28 protein-coding genes are annotated in these 24,069 nt (G+C 67.3%); 18 read left to right on the forward strand and 10 right to left on the reverse strand.

Annotated features, from left to right (window positions below):
* The 4 genes from B0E41_RS10255 to B0E41_RS10270 form a co-directional block, all read left to right on the forward strand.
* Positions 1-1,536 (forward strand): iron ABC transporter permease (locus B0E41_RS10255; RefSeq protein ID WP_143433770.1); only part of this gene is annotated, 1,536 nt, incomplete at its 5' end.
* The gene (locus tag B0E41_RS10260) at positions 1,529-2,173 is read left to right on the forward strand and encodes an ABC transporter ATP-binding protein (RefSeq protein ID WP_077331029.1); all 645 of its coding nucleotides are present in this window, start codon (positions 1,529-1,531) and stop codon (positions 2,171-2,173) included. The genes B0E41_RS10255 and B0E41_RS10260, both read left to right, overlap by 8 nt.
* A gap of 73 nt (positions 2,174-2,246) precedes the next feature.
* On the forward strand, positions 2,247-2,594 hold the full coding sequence (locus B0E41_RS10265; protein ID WP_077330997.1) for a heavy metal-binding domain-containing protein: 348 nt from the start codon (positions 2,247-2,249) through the stop codon (positions 2,592-2,594).
* A gap of 13 nt (positions 2,595-2,607) precedes the next feature.
* On the forward strand, positions 2,608-3,054 hold the full coding sequence (locus tag B0E41_RS10270) for a hypothetical protein (protein ID WP_077330998.1): 447 nt from the start codon (positions 2,608-2,610) through the stop codon (positions 3,052-3,054).
* A gap of 117 nt (positions 3,055-3,171) precedes the next feature.
* On the opposite strand, the gene B0E41_RS10275 is transcribed toward B0E41_RS10270, so the two are convergent.
* Genes B0E41_RS10275 through B0E41_RS10285 form a run of 3 tightly spaced genes read right to left on the reverse strand, consistent with a single transcriptional unit; the run spans position 3,172 to position 6,253 of the window.
* Positions 3,172-3,621, reverse strand: coding sequence for a DUF4124 domain-containing protein (locus B0E41_RS10275; RefSeq protein ID WP_171984726.1), 450 nt, complete (start codon positions 3,619-3,621; stop codon positions 3,172-3,174).
* Between the two features lie 39 nt (positions 3,622-3,660).
* The gene (locus B0E41_RS10280; protein WP_077331000.1) at positions 3,661-4,866 is read right to left on the reverse strand and encodes a lytic murein transglycosylase; all 1,206 of its coding nucleotides are present in this window, start codon (positions 4,864-4,866) and stop codon (positions 3,661-3,663) included.
* 22 nt (positions 4,867-4,888) lie between these two features.
* Complete coding sequence (locus tag B0E41_RS10285; RefSeq protein ID WP_077331030.1) at positions 4,889-6,253, reverse strand: MBL fold metallo-hydrolase; 1,365 nt, start codon at positions 6,251-6,253, stop codon at positions 4,889-4,891.
* A gap of 170 nt (positions 6,254-6,423) precedes the next feature.
* Between B0E41_RS10285 and B0E41_RS10290 the strand changes: the two genes are divergently transcribed.
* The 5 genes from B0E41_RS10290 (at position 6,424) to B0E41_RS10305 (ending at position 9,502) form a co-directional block, all read left to right on the forward strand.
* Positions 6,424-7,437 (forward strand): sulfate ABC transporter substrate-binding protein, encoded by a 1,014-nt coding sequence (locus B0E41_RS10290; protein ID WP_077331001.1) that lies wholly within the window; start codon positions 6,424-6,426, stop codon positions 7,435-7,437.
* A gap of 45 nt (positions 7,438-7,482) precedes the next feature.
* A complete protein-coding gene (ssuE, locus tag B0E41_RS10295) occupies positions 7,483-8,079 on the forward strand; it encodes an NADPH-dependent FMN reductase (protein WP_077331002.1) in 597 nt (198 codons plus the stop codon).
* 6 nt (positions 8,080-8,085) lie between these two features.
* The gene (locus B0E41_RS27105) at positions 8,086-8,247 is read left to right on the forward strand and encodes a hypothetical protein (protein WP_171984727.1); all 162 of its coding nucleotides are present in this window, start codon (positions 8,086-8,088) and stop codon (positions 8,245-8,247) included.
* A 39-nt stretch (positions 8,248-8,286) separates the two neighbouring features.
* On the forward strand, positions 8,287-8,502 hold the full coding sequence (locus tag B0E41_RS10300) for a molybdopterin-binding protein (protein ID WP_077331003.1): 216 nt from the start codon (positions 8,287-8,289) through the stop codon (positions 8,500-8,502).
* Between the two features lie 73 nt (positions 8,503-8,575).
* Entirely contained in the window at positions 8,576-9,502 is a 927-nt protein-coding gene (locus B0E41_RS10305; protein WP_077331004.1) for a CysB family HTH-type transcriptional regulator, read from the forward strand.
* Between the two features lie 219 nt (positions 9,503-9,721).
* Here B0E41_RS10305 and B0E41_RS10310 read toward each other — a convergent pair whose 3' ends face one another.
* Together B0E41_RS10310 and B0E41_RS10315 are read right to left on the reverse strand one after the other, a co-directional pair.
* Entirely contained in the window at positions 9,722-11,092 is a 1,371-nt protein-coding gene (locus B0E41_RS10310; protein ID WP_077331005.1) for an LLM class flavin-dependent oxidoreductase, read from the reverse strand.
* Positions 11,093-11,117: 25 nt separating this feature from the next.
* Complete coding sequence (locus tag B0E41_RS10315; RefSeq protein WP_077331006.1) at positions 11,118-11,987, reverse strand: TauD/TfdA family dioxygenase; 870 nt, start codon at positions 11,985-11,987, stop codon at positions 11,118-11,120.
* Between the two features lie 280 nt (positions 11,988-12,267).
* On the opposite strand from B0E41_RS10315, the gene B0E41_RS10320 reads away from it, so the two are divergent.
* The 4 genes from B0E41_RS10320 to B0E41_RS10335 all read left to right on the forward strand — a co-directional run bounded on the left by B0E41_RS10320 (position 12,268) and on the right by B0E41_RS10335 (position 15,929).
* Positions 12,268-13,344 (forward strand): ABC transporter substrate-binding protein, encoded by a 1,077-nt coding sequence (locus B0E41_RS10320; protein ID WP_077331007.1) that lies wholly within the window; start codon positions 12,268-12,270, stop codon positions 13,342-13,344.
* Positions 13,345-13,432: 88 nt separating this feature from the next.
* On the forward strand, positions 13,433-14,269 hold the full coding sequence (locus B0E41_RS10325) for an ABC transporter permease (RefSeq protein WP_077331008.1): 837 nt from the start codon (positions 13,433-13,435) through the stop codon (positions 14,267-14,269).
* A gap of 14 nt (positions 14,270-14,283) precedes the next feature.
* Complete coding sequence (locus B0E41_RS10330; RefSeq protein ID WP_077331009.1) at positions 14,284-15,075, forward strand: ABC transporter permease; 792 nt, start codon at positions 14,284-14,286, stop codon at positions 15,073-15,075.
* Between the two features lie 20 nt (positions 15,076-15,095).
* Complete coding sequence (locus B0E41_RS10335) at positions 15,096-15,929, forward strand: ABC transporter ATP-binding protein (protein WP_077331010.1); 834 nt, start codon at positions 15,096-15,098, stop codon at positions 15,927-15,929.
* Between the two features lie 8 nt (positions 15,930-15,937).
* Here the strand turns inward: B0E41_RS10335 and mmuM are convergent, their stop codons facing one another.
* The 4 genes from mmuM to B0E41_RS10355 all read right to left on the reverse strand — a co-directional run bounded on the left by mmuM (position 15,938) and on the right by B0E41_RS10355 (position 19,279).
* Positions 15,938-16,903 (reverse strand): homocysteine S-methyltransferase, encoded by a 966-nt coding sequence (gene mmuM, locus B0E41_RS10340; RefSeq protein ID WP_077331011.1) that lies wholly within the window; start codon positions 16,901-16,903, stop codon positions 15,938-15,940.
* A 143-nt stretch (positions 16,904-17,046) separates the two neighbouring features.
* The gene (locus tag B0E41_RS10345) at positions 17,047-17,748 is read right to left on the reverse strand and encodes an ABC transporter permease subunit (protein WP_077331012.1); all 702 of its coding nucleotides are present in this window, start codon (positions 17,746-17,748) and stop codon (positions 17,047-17,049) included.
* A complete protein-coding gene (locus B0E41_RS10350; RefSeq protein ID WP_077331013.1) occupies positions 17,745-18,425 on the reverse strand; it encodes an ABC transporter permease subunit in 681 nt (226 codons plus the stop codon). The genes B0E41_RS10345 and B0E41_RS10350 overlap by 4 nt, the downstream gene beginning before the upstream one ends.
* Before the next feature lie 68 nt (positions 18,426-18,493).
* Positions 18,494-19,279: a transporter substrate-binding domain-containing protein gene (locus B0E41_RS10355; RefSeq protein ID WP_253194768.1), complete on the reverse strand. Its 786-nt coding sequence runs from the start codon at positions 19,277-19,279 to the stop codon at positions 18,494-18,496.
* A 204-nt stretch (positions 19,280-19,483) separates the two neighbouring features.
* On the opposite strand from B0E41_RS10355, the gene B0E41_RS10360 reads away from it, so the two are divergent.
* The 3 genes from B0E41_RS10360 (at position 19,484) to B0E41_RS10370 (ending at position 21,817) form a co-directional block, all read left to right on the forward strand.
* Positions 19,484-19,954, forward strand: a complete 471-nt coding sequence (locus B0E41_RS10360; protein WP_077331014.1) for an Lrp/AsnC family transcriptional regulator — start codon at positions 19,484-19,486, stop codon at positions 19,952-19,954.
* Between the two features lie 209 nt (positions 19,955-20,163).
* On the forward strand, positions 20,164-20,718 hold the full coding sequence (locus B0E41_RS10365) for an alpha/beta hydrolase (RefSeq protein WP_077331015.1): 555 nt from the start codon (positions 20,164-20,166) through the stop codon (positions 20,716-20,718).
* Positions 20,719-20,821: 103 nt separating this feature from the next.
* Positions 20,822-21,817: a sulfate ABC transporter substrate-binding protein gene (locus B0E41_RS10370; protein WP_077331016.1), complete on the forward strand. Its 996-nt coding sequence runs from the start codon at positions 20,822-20,824 to the stop codon at positions 21,815-21,817.
* An 18-nt stretch (positions 21,818-21,835) separates the two neighbouring features.
* Here the strand turns inward: B0E41_RS10370 and B0E41_RS10375 are convergent, their stop codons facing one another.
* Complete coding sequence (locus B0E41_RS10375) at positions 21,836-22,036, reverse strand: hypothetical protein (protein WP_077331017.1); 201 nt, start codon at positions 22,034-22,036, stop codon at positions 21,836-21,838.
* A gap of 122 nt (positions 22,037-22,158) precedes the next feature.
* On the opposite strand from B0E41_RS10375, the gene cysT reads away from it, so the two are divergent.
* Together cysT and cysW are read left to right on the forward strand one after the other, a co-directional pair.
* Positions 22,159-23,040, forward strand: coding sequence for a sulfate ABC transporter permease subunit CysT (gene cysT, locus B0E41_RS10380; RefSeq protein WP_077331018.1), 882 nt, complete (start codon positions 22,159-22,161; stop codon positions 23,038-23,040).
* Entirely contained in the window at positions 23,037-23,954 is a 918-nt protein-coding gene (gene cysW / locus B0E41_RS10385; RefSeq protein WP_077331019.1) for a sulfate ABC transporter permease subunit CysW, read from the forward strand. Before cysT ends, cysW begins: the two co-directional genes overlap by 4 nt.
* Positions 23,955-24,069: the final 115 nt, after the last annotated feature.

A 24,069-nucleotide genomic window follows, 5' to 3' on the forward strand; every position in this document is an offset into this window, starting at 1 on the left:
GGGCTGGACGGTGCCGAGCCGGTGCGCTGGCTCGATGTGTGGCAGGACGATTACCTGCGCTGGCGCATCGTGTGGTCGTTTGCGCAGGCGGGCATCACGTGCGGGCTCGCGCTGGTGCTGGGGCTGCCCGTGGCCTGGGTGCTGGCCCGGCTGGCGTTTCCCGGCCGTGCGCTGGTGCTGCGCCTCTTGATGCTGCCCTTCGTGGTGCCCACGCTGGTGGCCGCACTCGGCGTGCTGGCACTCTGGGGGCCGCGCGGGCTGCTCGGTGAGCCACTGGCCGAGGCCGGCATCGAACTGGTGGACACGCCTTGGCTGCTGCTCTACGGCAACCTGTTTTTCAACCTGTGCCTGGTGGTGCGCGCCGGCGTGGACGCGCTGGAGCAGGTGAGCGCGCCGCGCGTGGCCGCCGCGCGCACGCTGGGCGCCACGCCCTGGCGTGCGTTCTGGCGCGTGGAGTGGCCGGCCATCCTGCCCTGGCTCGCGTCGGCGCTGTGCCTGGTGTTCCTCTATTGTTTCGCGGGGTTCGGCCTTGCGCTGATCCTGGGCGGGCAGCGCTACGCCACCGCCGAGGTCGAGATCTATACCCTGGTCGCGCACGAGCTGGAGCTGGGCCGCGCGGGCGTGCTCACGGTCTGGATGCTGGGGCTCACCGGTGCCGTGGCACTGGCCTACGCCTGGCTGGAAAAACGGCTGGCCGCGCCGGGGCGCGTGTCGCCCATGGCGCGGCAGCGCCCTTGCAGCGCGGGGCAGTGGGCGGCCGTGGCGGCCGCGCTGGGCGTGCTGTTCGTGGTGTGCGCTGCGCCCTTGCTGGCCATCGTGTGGCGCGCCGCACAGGCCGTGCTGGTGGGGCAGGGCGCTGACGTGTTGATGGAGGGCGACACGCTCGACGCCTTGTGGAACACGCTGCGTTTCACCTCGCTGGCGCTGGCGCTCGCCACCGCGCTGGGCCTCACGCACGCGCTTGCGGTGCGCGCTTTCGACACCGCGTCCATGGCACGCCACGCCAGCGAGGCGCGTGGCTGGCTGGCGCTGGCTTGGCGCGCGGCGGCTTTTTTGCCGTTCGTGGTGTCGCCCGTCACCGTGGCCTTCGGCCTGCTGCTGCTTTACCCGGACCTCACCGCCAGCCTCGCCCTGTTGCTGGCGGCGTACGCGCTGCTGGCCTACCCGTTCATTGCGAAGTCACTCACCGCCGCGCTTGACGGTTTGCCATCAAGCTACGCGCAGGCGGCGGCCTCGCTCGGCGCGCGCCCTTGGCGTGTGTTCTGGCGTGTCACGCTGCCGCTGGTGGCGCCCGCGCTGCGCCGGGGCATGGCCTTCGCGGCCGCCACCGCGCTCGGCGAGTTCGCCGTCACGCTGTTTCTCTCACGGCCCGAGTGGACCACGCTCACCACCCTGATCTACCAGCACCTGGGCCGGCCCGGCGCCGCCAACCTCGACGCCGCGCTCGTGCTCGCCTGCCTGCTGATGGCGCTCGCGCTGCTGGCGTTCACACTGATCGAAGGCCCTGCACACAAGGACAATGCGCCCCATGCTTGAACTGCGCGACATCGCCAAACAATGGGACCACCGGCCGCTGCTCGCGGGCGTGAGCCTGAGCGTGGCCGCGGGCGAAACCGTGGCGTTGCTCGGTGCCTCGGGCAGCGGCAAGAGCACCCTGCTCAAGATCGTGGCCGGGCTGGAGGCGCCCGAGGCGGGCAGCGTGTGGTTCGACGGCGTGGACATCACGGCCCTGCCACCCGAGCGGCGCGGCTTCGCGCTGATGTTCCAGGACTTCGCGCTGTTCCCCCACCTCAGCGTGCAGGACAACGTGGCCTTCGGTCTGGTGGAGCAGGGCGTGCGCCGCAGCGAGGCGCGTGATCGGGCCCGCATCATGCTCGCGCGCTTTGGCCTCGCCGGTCACGCATTGGGCAAGGTCTGGACGCTCTCGGGTGGCGAGCAGCAGCGCGTGGCGCTGGCGCGCGCGCTCATCACCGGGCCGCGCGCCCTGCTGCTCGACGAGCCCTTCAGCGCGCTCGACGCCACCCTGCGCGAGCAACTGCGCGCCGAATTCCGCGAGCGCATCACCGAAGCCGGCATGACGGCCATGCTCGTGACCCACGACGAGCAGGAAGCGCGCGCCATGGCGCAACGCGCCTGGGCACTGCGCGAAGGGCGGCTGGTCGCGCTCTGGTGAGAGGTGGCGCTGGCACAATGAATCCGAACGCACCTCCGGGTGCATCCACCACACGCATTCAACGGAGGTTCACATGGGCTGGTTTTCCAAAAGCACCGACGGTTTCTTCCTCAGCACCACCACGCCGCCCGGCATCGAGTTGAAGCAGTACCTGGGTGTGGTCAACGGTGAGGCCATCATCGGCGCCAACATCTTCCGTGACATGTTTTCTTCGGTGCGCGACGTGGTTGGCGGCCGGGCCGGTGGCTACGAACGTGCGCTGGCGGGCGCGCGCGACGCGGCAATGGAAGAGCTGATCGACGCTGCCAAACAGATGGGTGCCAACGGCGTGGTCGGCATCGACTTCGACTACGAGGTCATGGGCGAGACCAACGGCATGATGATGGTGGCCGTCAGCGGCACGGCGGTGAAGCTGGGCTAAACGGTTCGTGCCCATGGACGCCTACATCCTCATTGGCAACGCCAACACGCGCAAGACCTCGGTGGTGCGCAGCCTCACGGGTTGTTTCAACCGCAGCGTGCGCGACATCCAGCTGCAAAGCAGCAAACGGCCGCAGCGTTTCTACGCCCGGGTCGGCACCCTGCAGATCACCCGCACCTCGATCGACGACTTCATTCAGGAGGTGACGCGCTCGCGCTGCGAGGCGGTGGTGTTCTGCCTCTCGCCCACGGCCTACAAGACCGACCTGGAGACCTTCCCCGACGCCCAGGCCTACGTGGCCGCGCTGCGTGAGCGGGGCTGGCACATCAAGGGCGTGGCCGTGCTCGGCCAGGACGGCGGCGGTGTGCGCGCGCCCAACCTACGGCAATACACGCAGGCCCCGACGGCGCCGGTGAACGTGACCTCGCGCGATGTGCGGGCGCAGTTTGGGTGGTTGTGAAACTCGTCCGCAATCGCCAGAGGCAAAGATGGGCTCACGAAGCTGCCTGGGAATGAGAATGGGCGCGGTAGCGGGACGGTGGTGAGGCCAGGGGGCTCTGTATAACCAGTCGTCGCATCAGCACCTTGGCGTCGTCATGGGGGAGCAGTGGCCACATTTGGCGTTATTTCTTCCGCCGCCCCACTTGTTTTGGACGGGGGTTGAACATTCGGCGTAGCAGGCCTCGCTGGCCTGATACGCCTGCTTTTGTGCCTTGCAAGCTTCCTGTTGGGCAGCAAGACCGGGGAGTTTTTTGGTCTCTGCCTTCGGGGCGGAGGCAGGCGTGGGCACCGGAGCAGAGCCATCGGCAGGTGCATTGGATGCCGGGGGAGTGTTGGGCTCAAATCGCTTGGCGATATTCGGTAGCGGGATCTTGACGGGTGTGCCTCGCTTGTTCTCTGGAGTGCTTACCTCGTCGCCAAAGTGCTTCCGGCCTTGTGCATCGGTCCATGTGTAGACCTGCGCGTGGATCAACGAGTTGCACAGCAGCAGCCCCGCCCATGCCCATCTTCGAAACACGTTTTTCATGACACGCCTCTCCTGTTGGCCTGTATCCATTGATCTGACTCAACCGACCCTGAGCGCTCTCAACAACTTCTGTCCCCCACGCCCGTTCGCCTCCATCCCCAGCCGGACCTGCTCCACCCGGATCGCTTCCCGGCTTTTGTCGCCGAGCATGCCGTCCACCTCGCCGATGTCGTGGCCGCGCAGGATCAGCAGGCCTTGCAGTTCGCGGCGTTCGGCGCGTGAGAGGCCCGGGTCGTCGGTGGGCCAGGGGGTGGTGAACGGGCCGGCGCCGCGCAGCCGGTCGCTCAGGTGGGCGATGGCCAGGCCGTAACTTTCGGCGGCGTTGTAGCTGTAGATGGCGTCGAAGTTTTTGAACACCAGAAAGGCCGGTCCTTGTGGGCCGGAAGGTGTCATGAGCCCGGCGGCGCCCAAGCCCTCGGGCAACGGCGAACCGTCCATCTTGCGCAGGCCGCGCGCGACCCACTCGTTCATGGCCCGCTTGCTGCGCCGGCCTTCGTTGTCGGTGTTGAAGCCGGTCGGCAGCTTCACTTCAAACCCCCAGGGCTGGCTGCTTTGCCAGCCGGCCTTGGCGAGGAAGTTGGCGGTGGAGGCGAGCGCGTCGCTGGTGTTGTCCATCAGGTCGCGCTTACCGTCGCCGTCGAAATCAACCGCCAGGCGCTCGAAGGTGCTGGGCATGAACTGGGTGTGGCCGAACGCGCCGGCCCAGGAACCGATCAGGCGTTCGGGCGCGATGTGGCCGCCCTGCAGGATGCGCATCGCCGAATAGAACTCACCCTGGAAGTAGCCCTGGCGCCGGCCGTGGCACGACAGCGTGCCCAGCGCCTGCAGCAGCGGGTATTTGCCCAGGGTCTGGCCGAAGTTGCTCTCCACGCCCCAGACCGCGACCACGGTGGCCGGGTCCACGCCGTGGCGCTGCTGCACGCGCGCGAGCACCTCGGCGTGCTGTTGCAGCATGGCCTGACCTTGCTGCACGCGCTCGTCGTCCACCAGACCGCTGAGGTAGTCCCAGATCGGCATGCGGAACTCGGGCTGGTAGTTGAGCTTTTCGATCACGCTCATGTCGGGCGTGAGCCCGGTGGTGAAGCGGCGGTAGCTCGATTCGGAGACACCGGCGGCGTGCGCTTCAGCCTGCAGGCCGTCGAGACAGCGCGCGAAGTCGGGTGGGGCCACGGGGGCGTTTTGGGCCAGGGTCGGTAGCGCGAACAGGAACAGGGCAGCGGGAAGGAGCGAGCGGGTCGGTTTCATGTCGTCAAGTCGTTGGCAGGTTTCAAGTGTTCCAGGTGCTGTTGTGCTCGGGCACCAGCGCGTGCCAGCCCAGCTCGGTCTCGATGCGGTGGCGCAGTGCGTCGGAGGCGCCCGGGTCGCCGTGCGTCACGAACACGCGGCGCGGTGCTGCGGGCAGGGCGCGCAGCCAGTCCATGAGCTGGCTGGCGTCAGCGTGGGCCGAGGCGGAGGCCAGTTGCACGACCTCGGCGCGCACGGTGATGTCCTGCCCGTGGATGCGCACCCTGGGGCTGCCGCTGGCGAGCGTGGCGCCGCGCGTGCCGGGCGACTGGTAGCCCGTGAGCAGCACCATGTTGCGGTGGTCGCCCAGGTGCTGCGCGAGGTGGTGCAGCACGCGCCCGCCGGTGGCCATGCCGCTGGCCGAGAGGATGACCTTGGGGCCATGGTGACGCGCGATCGCCTTGGACTCGTCGGCGGTGCGCGTCATGGTGGCCACGGTCTCCATGGCGTGGCATTCGGCCGCGTTGAGGCGGTGTTCGCCGAGGTGGCGTGCGAACAGGCCGGTGGTGTGAATGGCCATCGGGCTGTCGAGGTAGACCGGCAGGCTGTGCGGCAGCGCGCCGCTGGCCTTGAGCTGGGCGATGGCGTGCAGCAGCGCCTGCGCACGGCCCACGGCGAACACCGGCACCACGGCCGTGCCGCCGCGCGCGGCCACGCGCTGCAGCGCGGGCGCCAGCTCGGCGAGCACGTCTTCGTCCGGGTGCTCGCGGTCGCCGTAGGTGGATTCACACACCACCACGTCCGCCGCGGGCGGCGGCTCGGGCGGGTTCATCAGCGAATCGTCGGGCCGGCCCAGGTCGCCCGAGAACAGGATGCGTTGCCCACCCACCTCCAGCAGCAGGCTGGCCGCGCCGAGGATGTGGCCCGCGCCCGAGAAACGCGCCGTCCAGCCGGGCAGCGGTTCAAAGGCTTCGCCCATGGGTTGGGTGCGGATCAGCTTCAGGCTGTTCAGCGCGTCGGCCTCGGTGTAGAGCGGCAGGGCGGGCGCGTGTTTGCTGAAGCCCTTGCGGTTGGCGAAGTGGGCGTCTTCTTCCTGGATGTGGCCGCTGTCGGGCAGCAGGATCTGCGCGAGGTCGCGGGTGGCGGGCGTGGTCCACACCTTGCCGTGAAAACCTTCCTTGGCCAGCAGGGGCAGGTAGCCGCTGTGGTCCAGGTGCGCGTGTGTCAGCAGCACGGCGCCGATGTGGTGGGGCATCACCGGCAACGGGTCGCGGTTGCGCAGGCGCAGCTGCTTGTAGCCCTGAAACAGCCCGCAGTCGATCAGCAGGCTCTGGCCGTTGAACTCGACCAGGTACTTGGAGCCGGTGACGGTGCCGGCGCCCCCAAGGAATCGGATGTGGACGTTCATGCGGTTCATCTTACCCGTGGGGGTTCAGCACGACCGCTGCGCAGGCCTTGAAGCACCAGGGCCTTTTGCTTAGTTGATTTCGTCATAAACAACTGAGAACGTATTCGTTCCTGTTTTGTGGCTGCGCTTCCATGATCCGCTCCGTTGATCACACATCCCTGGAGAAAACCATGAAAACCCGCCGCAGCTTCACCACCGCCCTGATCGTCGGCACCCTCGCCGCAGCCACCTTGCCGGCCTTCGCCCAGCCAGCCCCCGTCACCCTGCTCAACGTGTCCTACGACCCGACGCGCGAGCTGTACGTTGAATACAACGCCGCGTTCGCCAAACACTGGAAGGCCAAGACCGGCCAGGACGTGACCATCAAGCAGAGCCATGGCGGCTCGGGCAAGCAGGCCCGCTCCATCATCGACGGCCTCGACGCCGACGTGGCCACGCTGGCCCTGGCCGGTGACACCGACGCCCTGCACAACAACGGCGGCTGGATTCCGAAGGACTGGCAAAAGCGCCTCCCGCACAACAGCTCGCCCTACACCTCGACCATCGTGCTGGTCACCCGCGCGGGCAACCCCAAGAACATCAAGGACTGGGACGACCTGATCCGCCCGGACGTGAAGGTCATCACCCCCAACCCCAAGACCTCGGGCGGCGCGCGCTGGAACTACCTGGCCGCCTGGGAATTTGCCAAGCGCAAGTACGGCAGCGAGGCCAAGGCCAAGGAGTTCGTAGGCAAGCTCTACGACAACGTGCCGGTGCTCGACTCGGGCGCGCGCGGCTCGTCCATCACCTTCGCCCAGCGCGCCCAGGGCGACGTGTTCATCTCCTGGGAAAACGAGGCCTACCTGCTGGAGAAGGAGTTCGGCAACAAGGTGGACTTTGTCTATCCCTCGCTCTCCATCCTGGCCGAGCCGGCCGTGACCGTGGTGGACAAGAACGTGGACAAGAAGGGCACGCGCGCCGTGGCGCAGGCCTACCTGGAGTACCTGTACACCGAAGAGGCGCAGGACATCATCGGCAAGAACTTCTACCGCCCGATCTCGGCCAAGGCCCAGGCCAAGTACGCCAAGCAGCTGCCCAAGCTCAACCTGTTCAAGATCGAAGAGGCCTTCGGCGGCTGGGAGCAGGCGGCCAAGGCGCACTTTGCCGACGGCGGCAGCTTCGACCAGATCTACACCAAGAAATAAGCGGTTCCACACCCGCTGTCACACACCGTCCAGGGAGCCTTTGCCATGTCCGTCCTGCTGATCGCCGGCAGTCCTTCCGAGCACTCGCGCTCGTCCACGTTGCTGAGCGGGGTGGCCCGCCGCCTGCACGACCAGGTGGACGACCGCCGCCTGCGGGTCGAGCGGCTGCAGATTCGCGACCTCTCGCCGCAGGCGCTGTTGCTGGCCGACTGGGGAAATTCGAGCGTGCTGCGCGCCATCGAACAGGTGGCCCACGCCCGCGCGCTGGTGGTCGCCACGCCGGTCTACAAGGCGGCCTACAGTGGCGTGCTCAAGGTCTTTCTCGACCTGCTGCCGCAGACCGCGCTGAAAGGCAAGGTGGTGCTGCCCATCGCCACCGGCGGCAGCCCCCACCACATGCTGGCGCTGGACTACGCGCTGCGCCCGGTGCTGCAGTCGCTCGGCGCCAGGCACATCCTGCCGGGTGTGTACGCGTCGGACAGCCAGATCCCGAAGGACGCCGATGGCGAGTACCAGCCGGGCGAGGAGATCCAGACGCGGCTGGACGACGCGGTGTCCATCCTGCTGCACGAGGGCCTGCACTGGCCGGTGACGCCGGTGTTCGCGCCGGTGCCGTTCGCGCAGGCGCAGTACAGCGTGTGAACCGTCATGGCCCTGCCCGACCCCAACCCCTTGCCGCCCGAATACCCGGGGATGACCGAGACGCCCTTGCCGTCGGACGGCATCACCTCCTTTGAGCGCGCGGTGAACCTGGCGGTCGCGGCCGTGCTGGTGGCGCTGGGTCTCTACGCCCTCTATGGGCCGGTCTGATTCATCCCTTTTTCTCATCATTCTTTTCAGGAGTGTTTCATGTCCATTCAAGCCATCAACGTGCGCAACCAGTTCAAGGGCAAGGTGCGCGAAATCATCCGCGGCGACGTCGTCTCCGAGATCGACGTCGAGACCCCCTGGGGCATCGTGACCTCGGTCATCACCACGCGCTCGGTCGACGCGCTGGAGCTGAAAGTGGGCTCCGATGTGGTGGCCCTCGTCAAGTCCACCGAGGTCTCCATCGCCAAACTCTGACCGCGCCCGCTTCTGAGGCGACACCGGGGCCTTCGGCGTCGGTGTCGCCTTTTTCATTGCCACAAGAACCACCATGAACTTCCAACAACTGCGCTCGGTCCGTGAGACCGAACGCTGCCATTTCAATCTCACCGAGGTGGCCGCGGTGCTGCACACCTCGCAACCCGGGGTGAGCCGCCAGGTGCGCGAGCTGGAGGAAGAGCTGGGGGTGGAGCTGTTCGTGCGCTCGGGTAAGCGCCTGCTGGGGCTCACCTCGGCAGGCCAGGCGCTGATGCCCATCATCCAGCGCATGCTGCTGGACGCCGAGAGCCTGCGCCGCGCCGGGCAGGAGCTGCAGGGCCGAGAAGAAGGGCGGCTGTCCATCGCGGCCACCCACTCGCAGGCGCGTTACGCGCTGCCCCATGTGGTGCGCGACTTCCGCCAGCGTTACCCGCGCGTGACGCTGCACCTGCACCAGGGTTCACCCAAACAGGTGGCCGAGATGTTGCTCGCGGGCGACGCCGACATCGGCGTGGCCACCGAGGCGCTGGCCGGTTACGAGCAACTCGTCACGCTGCCGTGTTACCGCTGGAGCCACAGCATCGTGGTGCCGCCCGGGCACCCGCTGCTGTCGCTGCCGCAACCGGTGACGCTGCAGGACCTGGTGGCCTTTCCCATCATCACCTACGAGATCGGCTACACCGGCCGCTCACACATCGACGATGCGTTCGCGCAGGCCGGCTTGAAGCCAGACGTGGTGCTCACCGCCATGGACGCGGACGTGATCAAGACCTATGTGGAGCTGGAGATGGGCGTGGGCATCGTGGCCTCGATCGCCATGGACGAAGCGCGCGACGGGCACCTGCGCGCCATCGACGCCGGCCACCTGTTCCAGATCAACCTCACGCGCCTGGGCCTGCGCCGCAACCACTGGCTGCCCGGCTTTGCCTACGGGTTCATCGAGAGCTTCGTGCCCACGCTCACGCGCGAGGCGGTGATGCAGGCGCAGGAACACGCCTGAAATGAAACACCCCCGCAGCGCTTCGCGCTACCCCCTCAAGGGGGCGGCACCAGCCGTCCGGCAAAGCCGGCCCGGCGGTGCCCTGGGCTGCACCGTTTCATGCGTCGGGGTGCCCAACAGGGACAGCGAGGGTCCGGCTTCGCCGGCCCCAGGTGTCGCCCCCCTCCCGCCGAAGGCGAGAGAGGGGGGAGCCACGAAGCGGCGCAGGGGGTGTTTCTGTCAAGCGGCCTTGGCCTGTGGCTCGGCGTAGCGGCTCACCGGCCGCTCCAGGCCCAGGTTCTCGCGCAGCGTGCTGCCCTCGTAGGCGGTGCGGAACAGGCCGCGTTTCTGCAGCTCGGGCACCACCAGTTCCACGAAGTCGTCCAGCGACGCGGGCAGCACCGGCGGCATCACGTTGAAGCCGTCGGCCGCGCCGTTCTCGAACCACTCCTGCATGCGGTCGGCGATCTGCACCGGTGTGCCCACCACCACCCAGTGCCCGCGCGCGCCGGCCAGGTACTCGTAGAGCTGGCGCACGGTGTACTGCTCGCGGCGCGCGAGTTCGAGCACCACGTGCGCCCGGCTGTTGATGCCCTTGGGCGGCTCGGGAATGTAGGGCGGGCGTGCATCCAGGTCCCACTGGCTGAGGTCCTCACCCGGCCAGAACGGCTCCAGCGTGGCCAGGCCCACCGAGGGGTGGATCAGTGCCTGCAGCTCGGCCCACTTGGCCTGCGCCTCTGCTTCGGTGCGTCCGATCACGGGCGAGATGCCGGGCAGCACCAGCAGCTGCTCGGGGCGGCGGCCGTACTTGGCCATGCGGCCCTTCACGTCGCTGTAGAAGGCCTGCGCCTCGGCCAGGCTGGTCCAGGCGGTGAAGATGGCTTCGGCCGTGGCCGCGGCCAGCTCCTTACCGTCTTCGGACGAACCGGCCTGCACGATCACCGGGTGGCCTTGTCGGGACCGCTCGATGTTCAGTGGGCCCTTGACCTTGAGGTGCTTGCCGATGTGGTTGAGCGCGTGCAGCTTGTCGGGGTCGAAGTACACGCCCGAGGCCTTGTCGCGGATGAAGGCGTCGTCCTCGAAGCTGTCCCACAGGCCCTTGACCACGTCCACGAACTCGTGCGCGCGCTCGTAGCGCAGGGCCGGGTCCGGGTGCGCGTCCAGGCCGAAGTTGCCGTGCACGTTCTCGGCGCTGGTGGTCACCACGTTCCAGGCCGCGCGGCCCTGGCTGATGTGGTCCAGCGAGGCGAACTTGCGCGCCAGCAGGTAGGGGTCTTCGTAGGTGGTCGATGCGGTGGCGACGAAGCCGATGTGTTTCGTCACCGCCGACAGCGCGGCCCACAGCGTGACCGGCTCGAAGTGAGACAGCCGGCCCTGGCGGCTGAAGGATTCTTTGTCGCCCTTGTGCCAGATGCCCGGGCTGTCGGCCACGAACACCTGGTCGAACAGGCCGCGTTCGGCCGTCTGCGCGAGCGCGATGTAGTGGTGAATGTTCACGCCCGCGTCGGCCTGGGCGCCGGGGTGGCGCCAGGCGGCGATGTGGTGGCCGGTGGCCATGATGAAAGCGCCGAGGCGGAGCTTTCGTTGGGGTTGCAGTTGCCCTTGTGTCATGTTGGATGTTTCCTTGTTGTGTGGTTCAGAACGTCTTGTCGGCCGTGATCGTGATGCGGTGCAGCTTGCGGTGCTGCGGGAAGTAGTCGCCCACCGCGTAGTGCTGCGTGGAGCGGTTGTCCCAGACGGCGAGCGTGCCTTCCTGCCACTTCAGACGCGCCTGGAATTCGGGCACGCGCGCCAGCTCGAACAGCTGGGTCAGCAAGGCGTCGCTGGCCGAGCGCGTCAGACCCTTGATGTGGCTGGTGAAGGTGGAATTGACGTAGAGGATCTTCTTGCCGGTGACGGGGTGCACGCGCACCACCGGGTGTTCCACCGGTGGGTACTTGGCGCGCGCGGCCCTGAGCTCTTCACCGCTGGCGTCCTTGCGCAGCAGGTACTCGGTCCAGCCGCTGATCTCCCAGGTGTGCACGGCGGTCAGCGTCTCCAGGTGGGCCTGGAAGGCTGGCGGCAGGCTCTCGAATGCCTGGGTCAGGCTGGCCCAGATGGTGTCGCCACCGGTGGCCGGAACCACCTGCGCGTAGAGGCTGGTGCCCAGCGGCGGCTGTTCGCGCCAGGTGATGTCGGCGTGCCAGTTGTTGGCGGCGTAGCGGAGCTCGGCCGAGCTCTCGACGATCTCGATCTCGGGGTGGCTCTCCAGGCGCGGGAAGAAGGCCTTGACCTCTGCCACGTTGCCGAATGTGCGGGTGAACGCCACCTGCTGTTCGGGCGTGAGCCGCTGGTCGCGGAAGAAGATCACCTCGTGCTGGGCGAGCGCATGGCGCAGCTCGTCCTGGGTGTCGGTGTCCAGCGCCTGACTCAGGTCCAGGCCGTGGATCACGGCACCGATGTTCGGGGTGTAGGGCTCGACCTTGAAGCGGGTGTAGGTGCCGGGCAGGTCGTTGAGTTGTGACATGAAGGAACTCCTGAGGGTGGTGGTTTGAGGTGAGCAGGTGCGGCTCGAAGTGCGCCGTCCTTTTTTCACTCTAGGCACCGGGGACTGCGCCGCGAACGAAGCATTTCGCATATCCATGCTCGGCAAAAGCAGGGGCGCAAGCGGGTCTTCATGCCGTTGGGTGATGAGTTCATGAAGCCAACATCCGCGCGTTTGTTTATCCGGTTTCATTCGTTCCGCGAGCAAGGCTTCGTCCGTAGATTCCGTCCGGTCAACCACAACCGATTCAACCGGAGGAACCATGAATCCACGTCACCGTCTGGGCCTGCTCGCGCTGGCCTTCACCCTCTCCGCCGCCGGCCCTGCGCGGGCGCAGTCCGTCGAACCCCTGAAGACCATCCGCATCGGTGTCGCCACCGGCGGTGTCGGCAGCAACCCGGTGCGCCACGGTGGCACCACCACCGCGCTGGCCTACACCGACGGCGCCTTCGAAGAGGCCTTTCGCAAGGACGGCATCGAGATCCAGTGGACCTTCTTCAAGGGCGCCGGCCCGGCCGTCAACGAGGCCCTGGTCAACCGCCAGATCGACTTCGCCTGGCAGGGCGACCTGCCGTCCATCGTGGCGCGCGCCAACGGCGTGAAGACGAAGATCATTGCGGGCAGCGGCGTGCGCACCGGCCTGTACCTCGCGGTGCAGCCGGACTCGGGCATCCAGAAACTGGAAGACCTCCGGGGCAAGCGTGTGGCCTTGTTCAAGGGCACCAACTTGCACCTGGCGGCGGTGGCGGCGCTGGCCGCGCGCGGCTTGAAGGAAAGTGACCTCAAGCTCATCAACCTGGATCTGGCGAGCGCCCGCACCGCGCTGATCAACAAGGACGTGGACGCCGCCTTTGACTACGTGGGCGCCTTTGACCTGCGCGACAAAGGGCTGGCCAAGATCGTCTGGTCGGCCGCGGCCGACAACTACAAGTTCACGCGCCAGACCCACTTGCTGGTCACCGACGACTTCGCGGCGAAGCACCCGCAGGCCGTGCAGCGCATCGTGACCACGCTGGTCAAGGTCGCTCACCGCCACTCGAATGAGGCGAATCGCGCCGAGTTGTTCGCGCAATGGGGCAAGACCGAGTACCCGGAAAAAATCTGGCGCGAGGACTTCATCGGACAACCCTTGCGTGTGCGCCTCTCTCCGCTGCTCGACACCTTCCTCGTCTCTCGCTACAAGGAGGCCGCCAAGGACGCCCACGCCCTCAAGCTCACCCGCTCGGTGCCCGAGATCGACAGCTGGTTCGACCGCCGTTACCTGAACGTGGCGCTGAAGGAACTCAAGCTCGAAGGCTACTGGCCCGCCTATGGCGCGGACGGCCAGCTGTCGCAGTGAGGAGATGCACCCCCTGCGCCGCTGCGCGGCCTCCACGCGCATCGGCGAGGTGAACAACGGACACCGCACACGATAGGAGCGATCGACCATGTCTTCATTTTCTGGCGCGACCGTGTCGCTGCCGCTGTCTTCTGCGCCCGCCCCGCGCGCGCGGGGGCCGCGCTGGCGCCCGCCGCTGCAATGGCTCTGGGCCTGGCCCTTCCCGCTGGCGGTGCTGCTGCTGTGGCACCTGTCGTCGGTGTGGGGCTGGGTGCCCGAGCAGGTGCTGCCGCCGCCCGCGTTGGTGTTCCAGACCTTCGCCGACATGGCCGCCAGCGGCGAGCTGTGGAGCCACCTGCAGATCAGTCTGGTGCGCGTGTTCACCGGATTCGGCATCGGCCTGGCCGCGGGCCTTGCGCTGGGCTCGGCCATGGGCCTGTCGCCCACCGTGCGGGCCTACATGTTCCCGCTGTTCAAGGCCTTCAGCCAGGTGCCGGTGATCGGCTGGTTGCCGCTGCTGATGCTGCTCGTGGGCATCGACGAAGGGCTCAAGTTCCTGTTGATCGCCAAGGCCACGCTGGTGCCCGTGACGATCAACACCTGCCAGGGCATTCAGGGCGTGCCCAACCGCTTCATCGAGGTGGCGCGGGTCTATGGCTTCACGCGCTGGCAGATGCTGACCCGCGTGGTGTTCCCCGCCGCCACCGCGCCGATCTGGAACGGTGTGCGCTACGGCCTCACCCACGCCTGGCTGGCGCTGGTGGTGGTGGAGCTGCTGGCGTCGTCCGAAGGCATCGGCTTCCTCATCGTCTATGGCCGCCAGCTGTTCCAGCTCGACGTGGTGCTGGCCGCCGTGCTGGCGGTGGGCATCGTGGGCTTCGCCATCGACAAGCTGCTCTCGCTCACCGAAGCCTGGTTGCTGCGCTGGCGCAAGCCCGGGCTGTGAAAGGACGCCCCATCATGTCTCTCGAAAAATCGTCCTCTCTGGTGCCGCCCGCGTTGCGCGGCTGGGTGCTGCCCGCGCTGATCCTGCTGCTGTGGTGGTGGGCCGTGGCCTCGGGCTGGTCCTCCTCGCCCTTGCTGGTGTCGCCGGGTGCGGTGTGGGAGCGCGCGGTGCAGCAGCTCGGCAGCGGCGACCTCGCGGTCGCCTTGTCGGCCAGCCTGTGGCGCATGGCCTGGGGCTTCGCCATCGGGTCCGGCTCCGGTCTGGTGTTCGGCGTGCTGCTGGGCGGGTCGCGCTGGTTCGACCGTCTGGTCGGCCCCTCGTTCCACACGCTCAAGCAGATCTCGCTGTTTGCGTGGATCCCGATGCTGTCCATGTGGTTCGGCCTGGGCGACGGCGCCAAGATCGCCTTCGTCGCCATGGCCGCCTTCTTCCCGGTGGTACTCAACACCTTCGAGGGCATCCGCAGCGTGCCGCGCGAGTCCATCGAGGTGGCCCGGGTCTTCGACTTCAGCCCCTGGCAGTTGCTGACCCGCGTGATCGCGCCCTCGGCCGCGCCCTCGGTGTTCACCGGCATCCAGCTCTCGCTGATTTACACCTGGCTCGCCACGCTGGGCGCCGAGTACCTGCTCGCCTCGGGCAAGGGCATCGGCAACACGCTGATCGACGGTCGCGAGCACGTCGAGATGGACCTCGTGCTGTTCGGTGTGGTCGTGATCGGGCTGGTCGGCTTTGTCCTGAACACCGTGCTCGGCGCCGCTGAAAAACGGCTGCTGGCCTGGCGCGAGCGCACGGTGGCGCGGTACTGAAACACTTTGGAGAACACAACATGGCACACGCCGGCACCTTGGCCATTCAGGGCCTGAACAAGCAGTACGAGGTCAAGGGCGAAGCCCTGCCCGTGCTGCAAGATATTTCGCTCACCATAGAACCCGGTGAGTTCGTCAGCATCGTCGGGTCCAGCGGCTGCGGCAAATCGACGCTGCTGCGCCTGATCATCGGTCTGGAGGAGGGCTACCAGGGCGAGATCCTGCTCGACGGCACGCGCATCAAGGGCACGAACCTCAACCGCGGCATCGTGTTCCAGGAACACCGCCTGTTCCCCTGGCTCAATGTCGAGAAGAACATCGGCCTGGGCCTGCTCAACTCGGGGCTCACCGAAGGCCAGCAGCGCCAGACCGTCCGCGAACACATCGAACTGGTGGGCCTCAAAGGTTTCGAGACCGCCTACCCGCACCAGCTTTCGGGCGGCATGTCGCAGCGCGTGGCGATCGCCCGCGCGCTGGTGAACCGGCCCGACATCCTGCTGCTCGACGAACCCTTCGGCGCGCTCGACGCCATGACCCGCGCCCATCTGCAGCAGGAGCTGCACCGCATCTGGGAGAAAGAGGGCATCACCATGATCCTCGTCACCCACGACGTGGAAGAGGCTGTCTACCTGGGCGACAAGGTGGTGGTGATGGAACCGCGCCCGGGGCGCATCCGCCGCACGATCCCGGTCCCGCTGGCGCACCCGCGCGACCGCACGTCCTACGCCTTCACGACGGTCAAGGAGGCCGTGCTGCGCGAGTTTGGCGAACACAGCGCCGCCGAACTGGCCGAGCCGCCGCTCAGGCGCGACGAGCCGGTGGCCACCGTCTCCGCATGGCGGTTCGCCGTCTGACGCTCGGCTCAGTCGGCGCTGGTTTCGATCAACGCACCACTGGCCACGGCGGCCTGCTTGATGGCACGGATGTCGTCCGGCCCCGTGCGGCAGCAGCCGCCGATGAGCCGCGCGCCGCGACCGTGCCAGCGCATGGCCTGGGCGGCGAAGTCATGTGCCCGGCCGTCACCGTGCCAGACCTTGTCGACCGCGTCGTAGTGTTCACCCGAGTTGGGGTAGACCACGATGGGTTTGGTGGTGTGCGAACGGGCCAGCGCCACCAGCGATTCGATGAACTCGGGTGCGGTGCAGTTCACGCCCACGGCGGCGATCTGCGGCAGGGCGTCGAGCTGCGCCACGCAGTCGGCGAAGGGCTCGCCCTGGCAGTTGTGCGCGCCGTCCCGGCAGGAAAAGCTGAGCCAGGCCTGCACGCCGGGAAACTCGGGCAGCAGGCCCGCGATCGCCAGCGCTTCGTCGAGGCAGGGAATGGTCTCGCAGGCCAGCAGATCGGCACCCGCTTGGGCCAGCACCTGCAGGCGCGGCCGGTGGAAGTCGGCCAGCGCCTGGCGCGAGATGCCCTGGTAACCCCGGTACTCGGAGCCGTCGGCGAGCATGGCGCCGTAGGGGCCGATGGACGCCGCCACCAGGGGCCGGCGGCGGCCCACGCGGTGGGCGGGCTCGGCCCAGAAGGCGTCCCGGGCCTCGCAGGCCAGCGTCACCGAGCGCCGCATCAGGTCGGCCGCCTCTTCGTGGCCCAGGCCACGCCGTGCAAAGGCTTCGAAGGTCGCCTGGTAGCTGGCGGTGGTGGCCACGTCGGCGCCGGCGAGGAAGTAGTCCAGGTGCACCTGCCGGATCAGGTCGGGCTGTTCGATCAGCAGCTTGGCAGACCACAGCGGGTCCAGCAGGTCGGCGCCACGGCGCTCCAGTTCGGTGGCCAGCGCGCCATCGAGCACGAACAGGCCCTGTTCGGCCAGCGCGGTTTGCAGGGGGGACATGGGTTCTGGGGTGGGCGTCATGGCGTTGTAAAAGGGATGGAACACGTGCCCGTCGAGCGTAGCCACGGGGCCGGATTTCGGGCTGCGAAGAAGCGGCCGAAATGCCGGCAAACGGCATCCCGGCCCGGGTCCGCGCGGGCCGGCTACCGGCGGCCGGCCGGGCCGAAGCGCCGCTCGATCCGGCGCACGGCCAGCACCACCACCAGCGTTATGACGGCGTAGATGCCACCGGCCACCACCAGCGCGTCGGTGGTGTACGAAGCGTTCGACAGCCGGCGCGCGATGCCGGTGAGGTCGAGCACGGTGATGGTGCTCACCAGGGCCGTGGCCTTGAGCTGGGCGATCACCTCGTTGCCCAGGGCCGGCGTGGCGATGCGCCAGGCTGCGGGCAGCACGATCCGGCGGTCGCACTGGAACGGGCTCATGCCCATGGCCAGGGCGGCTTCCTTTTCGCCGAGGGGCACGGCCAGGATGCCGGCGCGCAGGTCTTCGGCCATGTAGGCCGCCAGGTTCAGGCTGAGCGCGAGCAGGCCGCAATAGAACGCGTCTTCCAGCAGCCACCAGGCGGGCGATTGGCGCACGGCTTCGAACTGGCTCACCCCGTAGTACAGGATGAACAGCTGCACCAGCAAAGGCGTGCCGCGAAACGCCGCGCTGTAACCGCGCGCCAGCCGCGCCGGCCAGGCCTTGCCCGAGGTGGCCGCGAGCGCCAGCGGCAGCGCGAGCGCCAGGGCCAGCAGCACCGAACCGCACAGCAGCTGCAGGGTGATCACCAGGCCTTCCCACACCTCCAGCACGCTGTCGGTGGGCAGCGCCAGCCAGTCTTCGATGGGGGCGAAGTTCATACCGTCCTCGCGTCAAAGCCCCGCCCGGCCCGCCGCTCCAGCCAGGTGAAGACCGGTTGCGAGGCGTGCAGGAACACGAAGTACACGGCCGCTGCCGCCAGGAAGAACAGGAACGGCTGGTGCGTGGCCTGGGCGCCCATGTTGGACTTCTTGAGCAGGTCTTCGAGCCCGACCACGGACACCAGCGAGGTGTCCTTCAACAGCGACTGCCACAGGTTGCCGAGGCTGGGCAGGGCGATGCGCCAGGCCTGGGGCAGGCGCACGGCGAAGAAGGTCTGGGTGGGCGTGAGCCCGAAGGCCTGCGCCGCTTCGATCTGCCCCCGGGGGAGGGCCGCGAAGCTGCCGCGGAACACCTCGCTGGCGTAGGCCGCGAACACGATGGACAGCGCGAAGACCCCCGCCGCAAACGGGCTGATCTCCACCGCGCCGTCAAAGTGGTTGTTGATGAGATTGGACAGGCCGAAGTAACAGACCAGCACGATCAGAAACTCGGGGATGCCGCGCAGCAGGCCCGTGCACAGCCGCACGGCGCGTCGCAGCGGCGTGCGACGGCTCAGGCTGCCGGCCGCGAGCACCAGCCCCAGGGCCAGGCCCACCACCAGCGAAGACAGGGCCAGTTGCACGGTGATCCAGGCACCCTGCAGCAACTGACCGGCGTACAGCCACAAATCGTCCATTCACCACCCAACACAAACAGGAAGACCAGGCCACCCTGCCGGACGGCCTGGTCCCTAGGGGCGCCAGCTTACTTCAGCGTGGGCGCGATGCTGAAGGGAAACACCTTCTTGTTCTCGGCCGCGAAGCTGCCGTCGGTCAGCACCTGTTTGATCGCGGTGTTCAGGCGCGTGCGCAGCGGGTCGCCCTTGCGCACGGCGATGCCGGTGCCTTCGCCGAACATGGCCACGTCGTTCAGCGGCTTGCCTGCGAGGGCGAAACCCTTGGCCTTGCCGGTCTTTTCCAGCCACTCGTGGGCCACCGTGGTGTCGGTCAGCGCGGCCTGCACGCGGCCCGCCTCCAGGTCGAGCCAGATCGGGTCCTGCGAGGGGTAGGCCTTGATAGCGATGCCCGACTGGCTCTTGGGCAGGCGCTTCTTCAGGTAGGTTTCGTGGCTGGAGCCGCTGTAGATGCCGACGGTCTTGCCGCGCAGCGTGGCCGGGTCTTCGGTGATGCCCGAGCCGGCCTTGGCCACGTATTGCACCGGGGCCAGGGTGAACAGGTCGGTGAAGTCCACCACCTTCTTGCGCTCGTCGGTGATCGACATCTGGGCCAGCACGGCGTCGATTTTCTTGGCCTTGAGCGCCGGGATCAGCGCGTCGAAGTCCATCGTCACGTACTCGCACTTGGCCTGGATGTGCTTGCACATGGTCTTGGCCAGCTCGATCTCCATGCCCTTGAGCTCGCCCTTGGCGTCGCGGTACTCGAACGGCGCGTAGTCCGACAGGGTGCCGATGCGCACCACATCTTCGGCGTGCGCAGCACCGGCGAAGGACAGCACACCGGCCACCAGGCCACTCAACAGGGAACGACTCACGTTGTGATCTCCAGAAAAAAATAGTCGGACAACCGACGGGCAGGGTGACCAGAAGGTCTTTTTTCAGCGCAAAAAGTGGCGCAAGTATCCGCGCCTGGATTGCGGCCCGGCGGCAAAAAACGCCCATGGCGCGCGGGATGGCGGCGATTCTGGCCGCACCGGTGCGCTGCGGCGACGCGCTGGCGCAGTGCCTAGAATCGCCGCATGGACACCGAACTGGACGTTTTTGACCGAAAGATCCTGGACCTCGTCCAGAAGGACTGCCAGCTCAACGCCGAGGTCATCGCGGAGGCGGTGGGCCTGTCGGCTTCCGCCGTCCAGCGGCGCCTGCGCCGCATGCGCCAGGACAAGACCATCAGCGCCGAGGTGGCGGTGGTGAACCCGCAGGCGGTGGGCCAAACCATGAGCTTCCTGGCCGGGCTGGAGATCAAGGACAACTACGAGGCGTTGCCGCGCATCCGCCTGTGGGCACAGTCCGAAGCGGCGGTCCAGCAGGTCTACTACGTGACCGGCAGCTTCGACGTCATGATGGTGGTCGTGGCGCGCGACGTGAAGGCCTACGACGCGCTCGCGGCCCGCCTGATGGCCGACGTGCCGCAGGTGGTCCGCATGACGACCCATGTCGTCATCGACGCGATGAAGGTGGGGCTGTACGTGCCGCTGGACCAGGGCTGACCTCCGCGTCATCAGCCCGCCATATGCCGCTGGGCCATATACAAACTGCTTCATAGTCGTTGGTTTGCGCGGTGGTGCTCTCCACAATGCCGGCCATCAGCCATGAAGGAGCGCACCCATGAACACAGCCAGACCGGGCGAGCTCGCCACGGACTTCACCCGGACACCCACCGCCCGCTGGCGGTCCCGTTTTTGAGACCGGGGGCGGCATGTCTTCTCCCACCGTCATCATCGTGCCCGGCTGGCGCAACTCGGGCGCCGGCCACTGGCAAAGCCTCTGGACCGAACGCCTGCCCCATGTGCTGCGCGTCGAGCAGGACGACTGGGTCAGTCCGCTCAAACGGGCCTGGGTGCAACGCCTGACCGACACCATCGAGCAGGCGCCCGGGCCGGTGGTGGTGGTCGCGCACAGCCTGGGCTGCATCGCCACCACGCACCTGCCGCCCGAGGTGGCGGCGCGCATCCAGGGCGCGCTGCTGGTCGCGCCCGCCGACCCGGAGCGCCGCGGCGTGCTGGCCGACTTCGCGCCCGTGCCCTACCAGAAGCTGCCGTACCGCAGCGTGCTGGTGGCCAGCAGCAACGACCCGTTTTGCCCGGTGCGCCTGGCCGGGGCCTACGCCCGCGCCTGGGGCAGCGAGTTCGTGCGGCTCAACGACGCGGGGCACATCAACGTGGATTCCGGTCACGGCGAATGGCCGCTGGGCCTGGCCTTGTTGCAATCCCTCGGGGCCAACGTGACCCCCGCTTGGCCGGTGGCCGCATGACTTGCTTATTCAACTGACGAATAAGAAAACAAGAACAAAGTCGTTTGTAAATGAAGGCATGGATTCCAGAATCCCATGCACTCTCTCTATCGAAGCCACCCCCATGAACAACACCTTCAAGCTCTCCCTCGGCGCCATCGCCTTCGCCGCTGCCTCCGTCGCCTCGGCCCAGACCACGCTGCTCAACGTGTCCTACGACGTGGCGCGCGAGTTCTACAAAGACCTCAACACCGCCTTCGTGGCGAGCCACAAGAAGGGCACCGGCAAGGACATCAAGGTGGACCAGTCGCACGCCGGCTCCAGCGCACAGGCGCGGGCCGTGGCCGACGGCCTGGAGGCCGACGTGGTGACCTTCAACACCACCACCGACGTCGATTTCCTGGCCGAAAAGGGCGTGGTCGCCAAGGACTGGCGCCAGAAATTCCCCAACGGCGCGGCGCCCACCACCTCGACCATGCTGTTCCTGGTGCGCCAGGGCAACCCCAAGGGCATCAAGGACTGGGACGACCTCATCAAACCCGGCGTGCAGGTGGTGGTGGTCAACCCCAAGACCGGCGGCAACGGCCGCATGGCCTACCTCGCGGCCTGGGGCCAGGTGCGCGCCAAGGGCGGCACCGACGCGCAGGCCGCCGAATTCGTGGGCAAGCTCTACAAGAACGTGCCGGTGCTGGCGCGCGGCGGGCGCGATGCCACGGGCGTCTTCCTGCAACGCAACATCGGCGACGTGCTCGTGACCTTCGAATCCGAAGTGGTCTCGGTGGACAAGGAATTCGGCGCCGGCAAGGTCGACGCGATCCACCCCAGCGCCTCCGTCGTGGCCGAGAACCCGGTCGCCATCGTCGAGCGCACCGTGGCCAAGAAGGGCACGGCGGCCGACGCCAAGGCCTACCTTGATTTCCTCTACAGCCCCGAAGGCCAGGAGATCGCGGCCCAACACAACATCCGCCCGCGCAACGAGGCCGTGCTGAAGAAGTACGCCGCCGCGTTCAAGCCGATCAAGCTGTTTACGGTCAACGAGTACTTCGGCTCGCTGGCCGAAGCGCAGAAAGTGCACTTCAACGACGGTGGGCAGTTCGACAAGCTGTACACCAACAAGTAAGGCCCCAGGCCAACACTGTCAGGCCATGAACACCGCGATGAAGGCCAGCATGAAGATCAGGATGGCCCCCATGACCGGCAAGACGATGGGCATGTAGTGCACGACGCTGTCGAGGATGTCTTCGGCCTGCTCTTCGGCGTACGCACGCAGCTCCGGATCGGAGTAGGTCCGCGGATGGTTGGCCAGGGCTTGGTCGGGGGGTGGCTGATGGTGCTGCATGGCAATGTCTTTCAAGGGCGCATCGCAGGAAGCGGCGCTTCAGTGCCAGCAGCCTGACCCCATCAAGCGCGCGCGTCAACCACATGGCTTGCATGGCTTTTCCATGCGAGAGAACCCACCACATGAACACCTCAACTTTGCCCGCCCTCGTTCCACCGGATGCCGGTCTGCGGCGCTCCACGCGTCGCGTGCTGCCCGGCTTCAATCTCACGCTGGGCTTCACGGTGTTCTACCTGTGCCTGATCGTGCTGATCCCGCTGTCGGCGCTGGTCTTCAAGACCTTCACGCTGACCTGGCCGCAGTTCTGGGAGGCGGTCACCGCGCCGCGTGTGCTGGCCTCGTACCGGCTCACGTTTGGCGCCTCGTTCATCGCCGCCATGGTCAACGTGGTGTTCGGCCTGCTGGTGGCATGGGTGCTGGTGCGCTACAGCTTCCCGGGCAAGAAGATCGTCGACGCGCTGGTGGACCTGCCGTTCGCGCTGCCCACGGCCGTGGCCGGCATTTCGCTCACCGCGTTGCTGGCCGGTAACGGCTGGATCGGTTCGCTGCTGGAGCCGCACGGCATCCAGCTCGCCTTCAACCCCAACGGCATCGTGATCGCGCTGATCTTCATCGGCCTGCCCTTCGTGGTGCGCACGGTGCAGCCCGTGCTGGAAGACGCCGAGAAGGAGCTGGAAGAGGCCGCCACCTGCCTGGGCGCCACGCGCTGGCAGACCTTCAGCCGCGTGATCTTCCCGAGCATCGCGCCCGCGCTGCTCACCGGCTTTGCCATGGCCTTTGCGCGCGCGGTGGGTGAATACGGCTCGGTCATCTTCATCGCCGGCAACATGCCCATGGTGTCCGAGATCACGCCGCTGATCATCATCAGCAAGCTGGAGCAGTACGACTACGCCGGTGCCACGGCGGTGGCCACGGTGATGCTGATCATCTCGTTCGTCTTGCTGCTGGTCATCAACGGCCTTCAAACCTGGCAGCGCAAGCGTTCGGCGGGGAGCAACCAATGAATCAGAACGCGGTTAGAAGTGCCCAACGCGGCACCACCGAAGCGCCCTGGGTGCGCTACACGCTCACCGGCTTCGCGCTGGTCTTCATGTTCCTGTTCCTCGTGCTGCCGCTGGCGGCCGTGGCCACCGAGGCCCTGCGCAAGGGCTGGGGCGCCTACGCGGAAGCGCTCCGGGAGCCCGACGCGTGGTCCGCCATCCGCCTCACCTTCATCACCGCGCTGGTCGCGGTGCCGCTGAACCTGGTGTTCGGCGTGGCGGCGGCCTGGTGCATCGCCAAGTACGAGTTCAAGGGCAAGTCCTTCCTGACCACGCTGATCGACCTGCCGTTCTCGGTGTCGCCCGTGGTGGCCGGTTTGATCTACGTGCTGGTGTTCGGCGCGCAGGGCTGGTTCGGCCCCTGGCTGGCCGAGCACGACATCAAGATCGTGTTCGCCGTGCCCGGCATCATCCTCGCCACGATCTTCGTCACCTTCCCCTTCATCGCGCGCGAACTCATCCCGCTGATGCAGGCGCAAGGCAACGACGAGGAGCAGGCGGCCCAGGTGCTGGGCGCCACCGGCTGGCAGACCTTCTGGTACGTGACCCTGCCCAACATCAAGTGGGGCCTGATCTACGGCGTGATCCTGTGCAACGCGCGGGCCATGGGTGAGTTTGGCGCGGTGAGCGTGGTCTCGGGCCACATCCGTGGCCAGACCAACACCATGCCGCTGCACGTTGAAATTCTTTACAACGAATACCAGTCGGTGGCCGCGTTCGCCGTGGCCTCGCTGCTGGCCCTGCTGGCGCTGGTGACGCTGGCCATCAAGTCGGTGGCCGAGTGGCGCATGGAGCGTGAACTCAAGGCCCTGGCCGAGCTGCCGCCGGAGCGGCCCCCGGTTTTAACTCCCTCTCCCTCTGGGAGAGGGCAGGGGTGAGGGCTCTGCGTTTGCCAACACCACTTCACGCGTGCCCCTCACCCCCACCCTCTCCCCAGAGGGGCGAGGGAGCAAGAGAATCGATCCTCTCCCCAGTGGGGCGAGGGAGTCAGAA

It is taken from the genome of Hydrogenophaga sp. A37, assembly GCF_002001205.1.
GTDB lineage: Bacteria > Pseudomonadota > Gammaproteobacteria > Burkholderiales > Burkholderiaceae_C > Hydrogenophaga.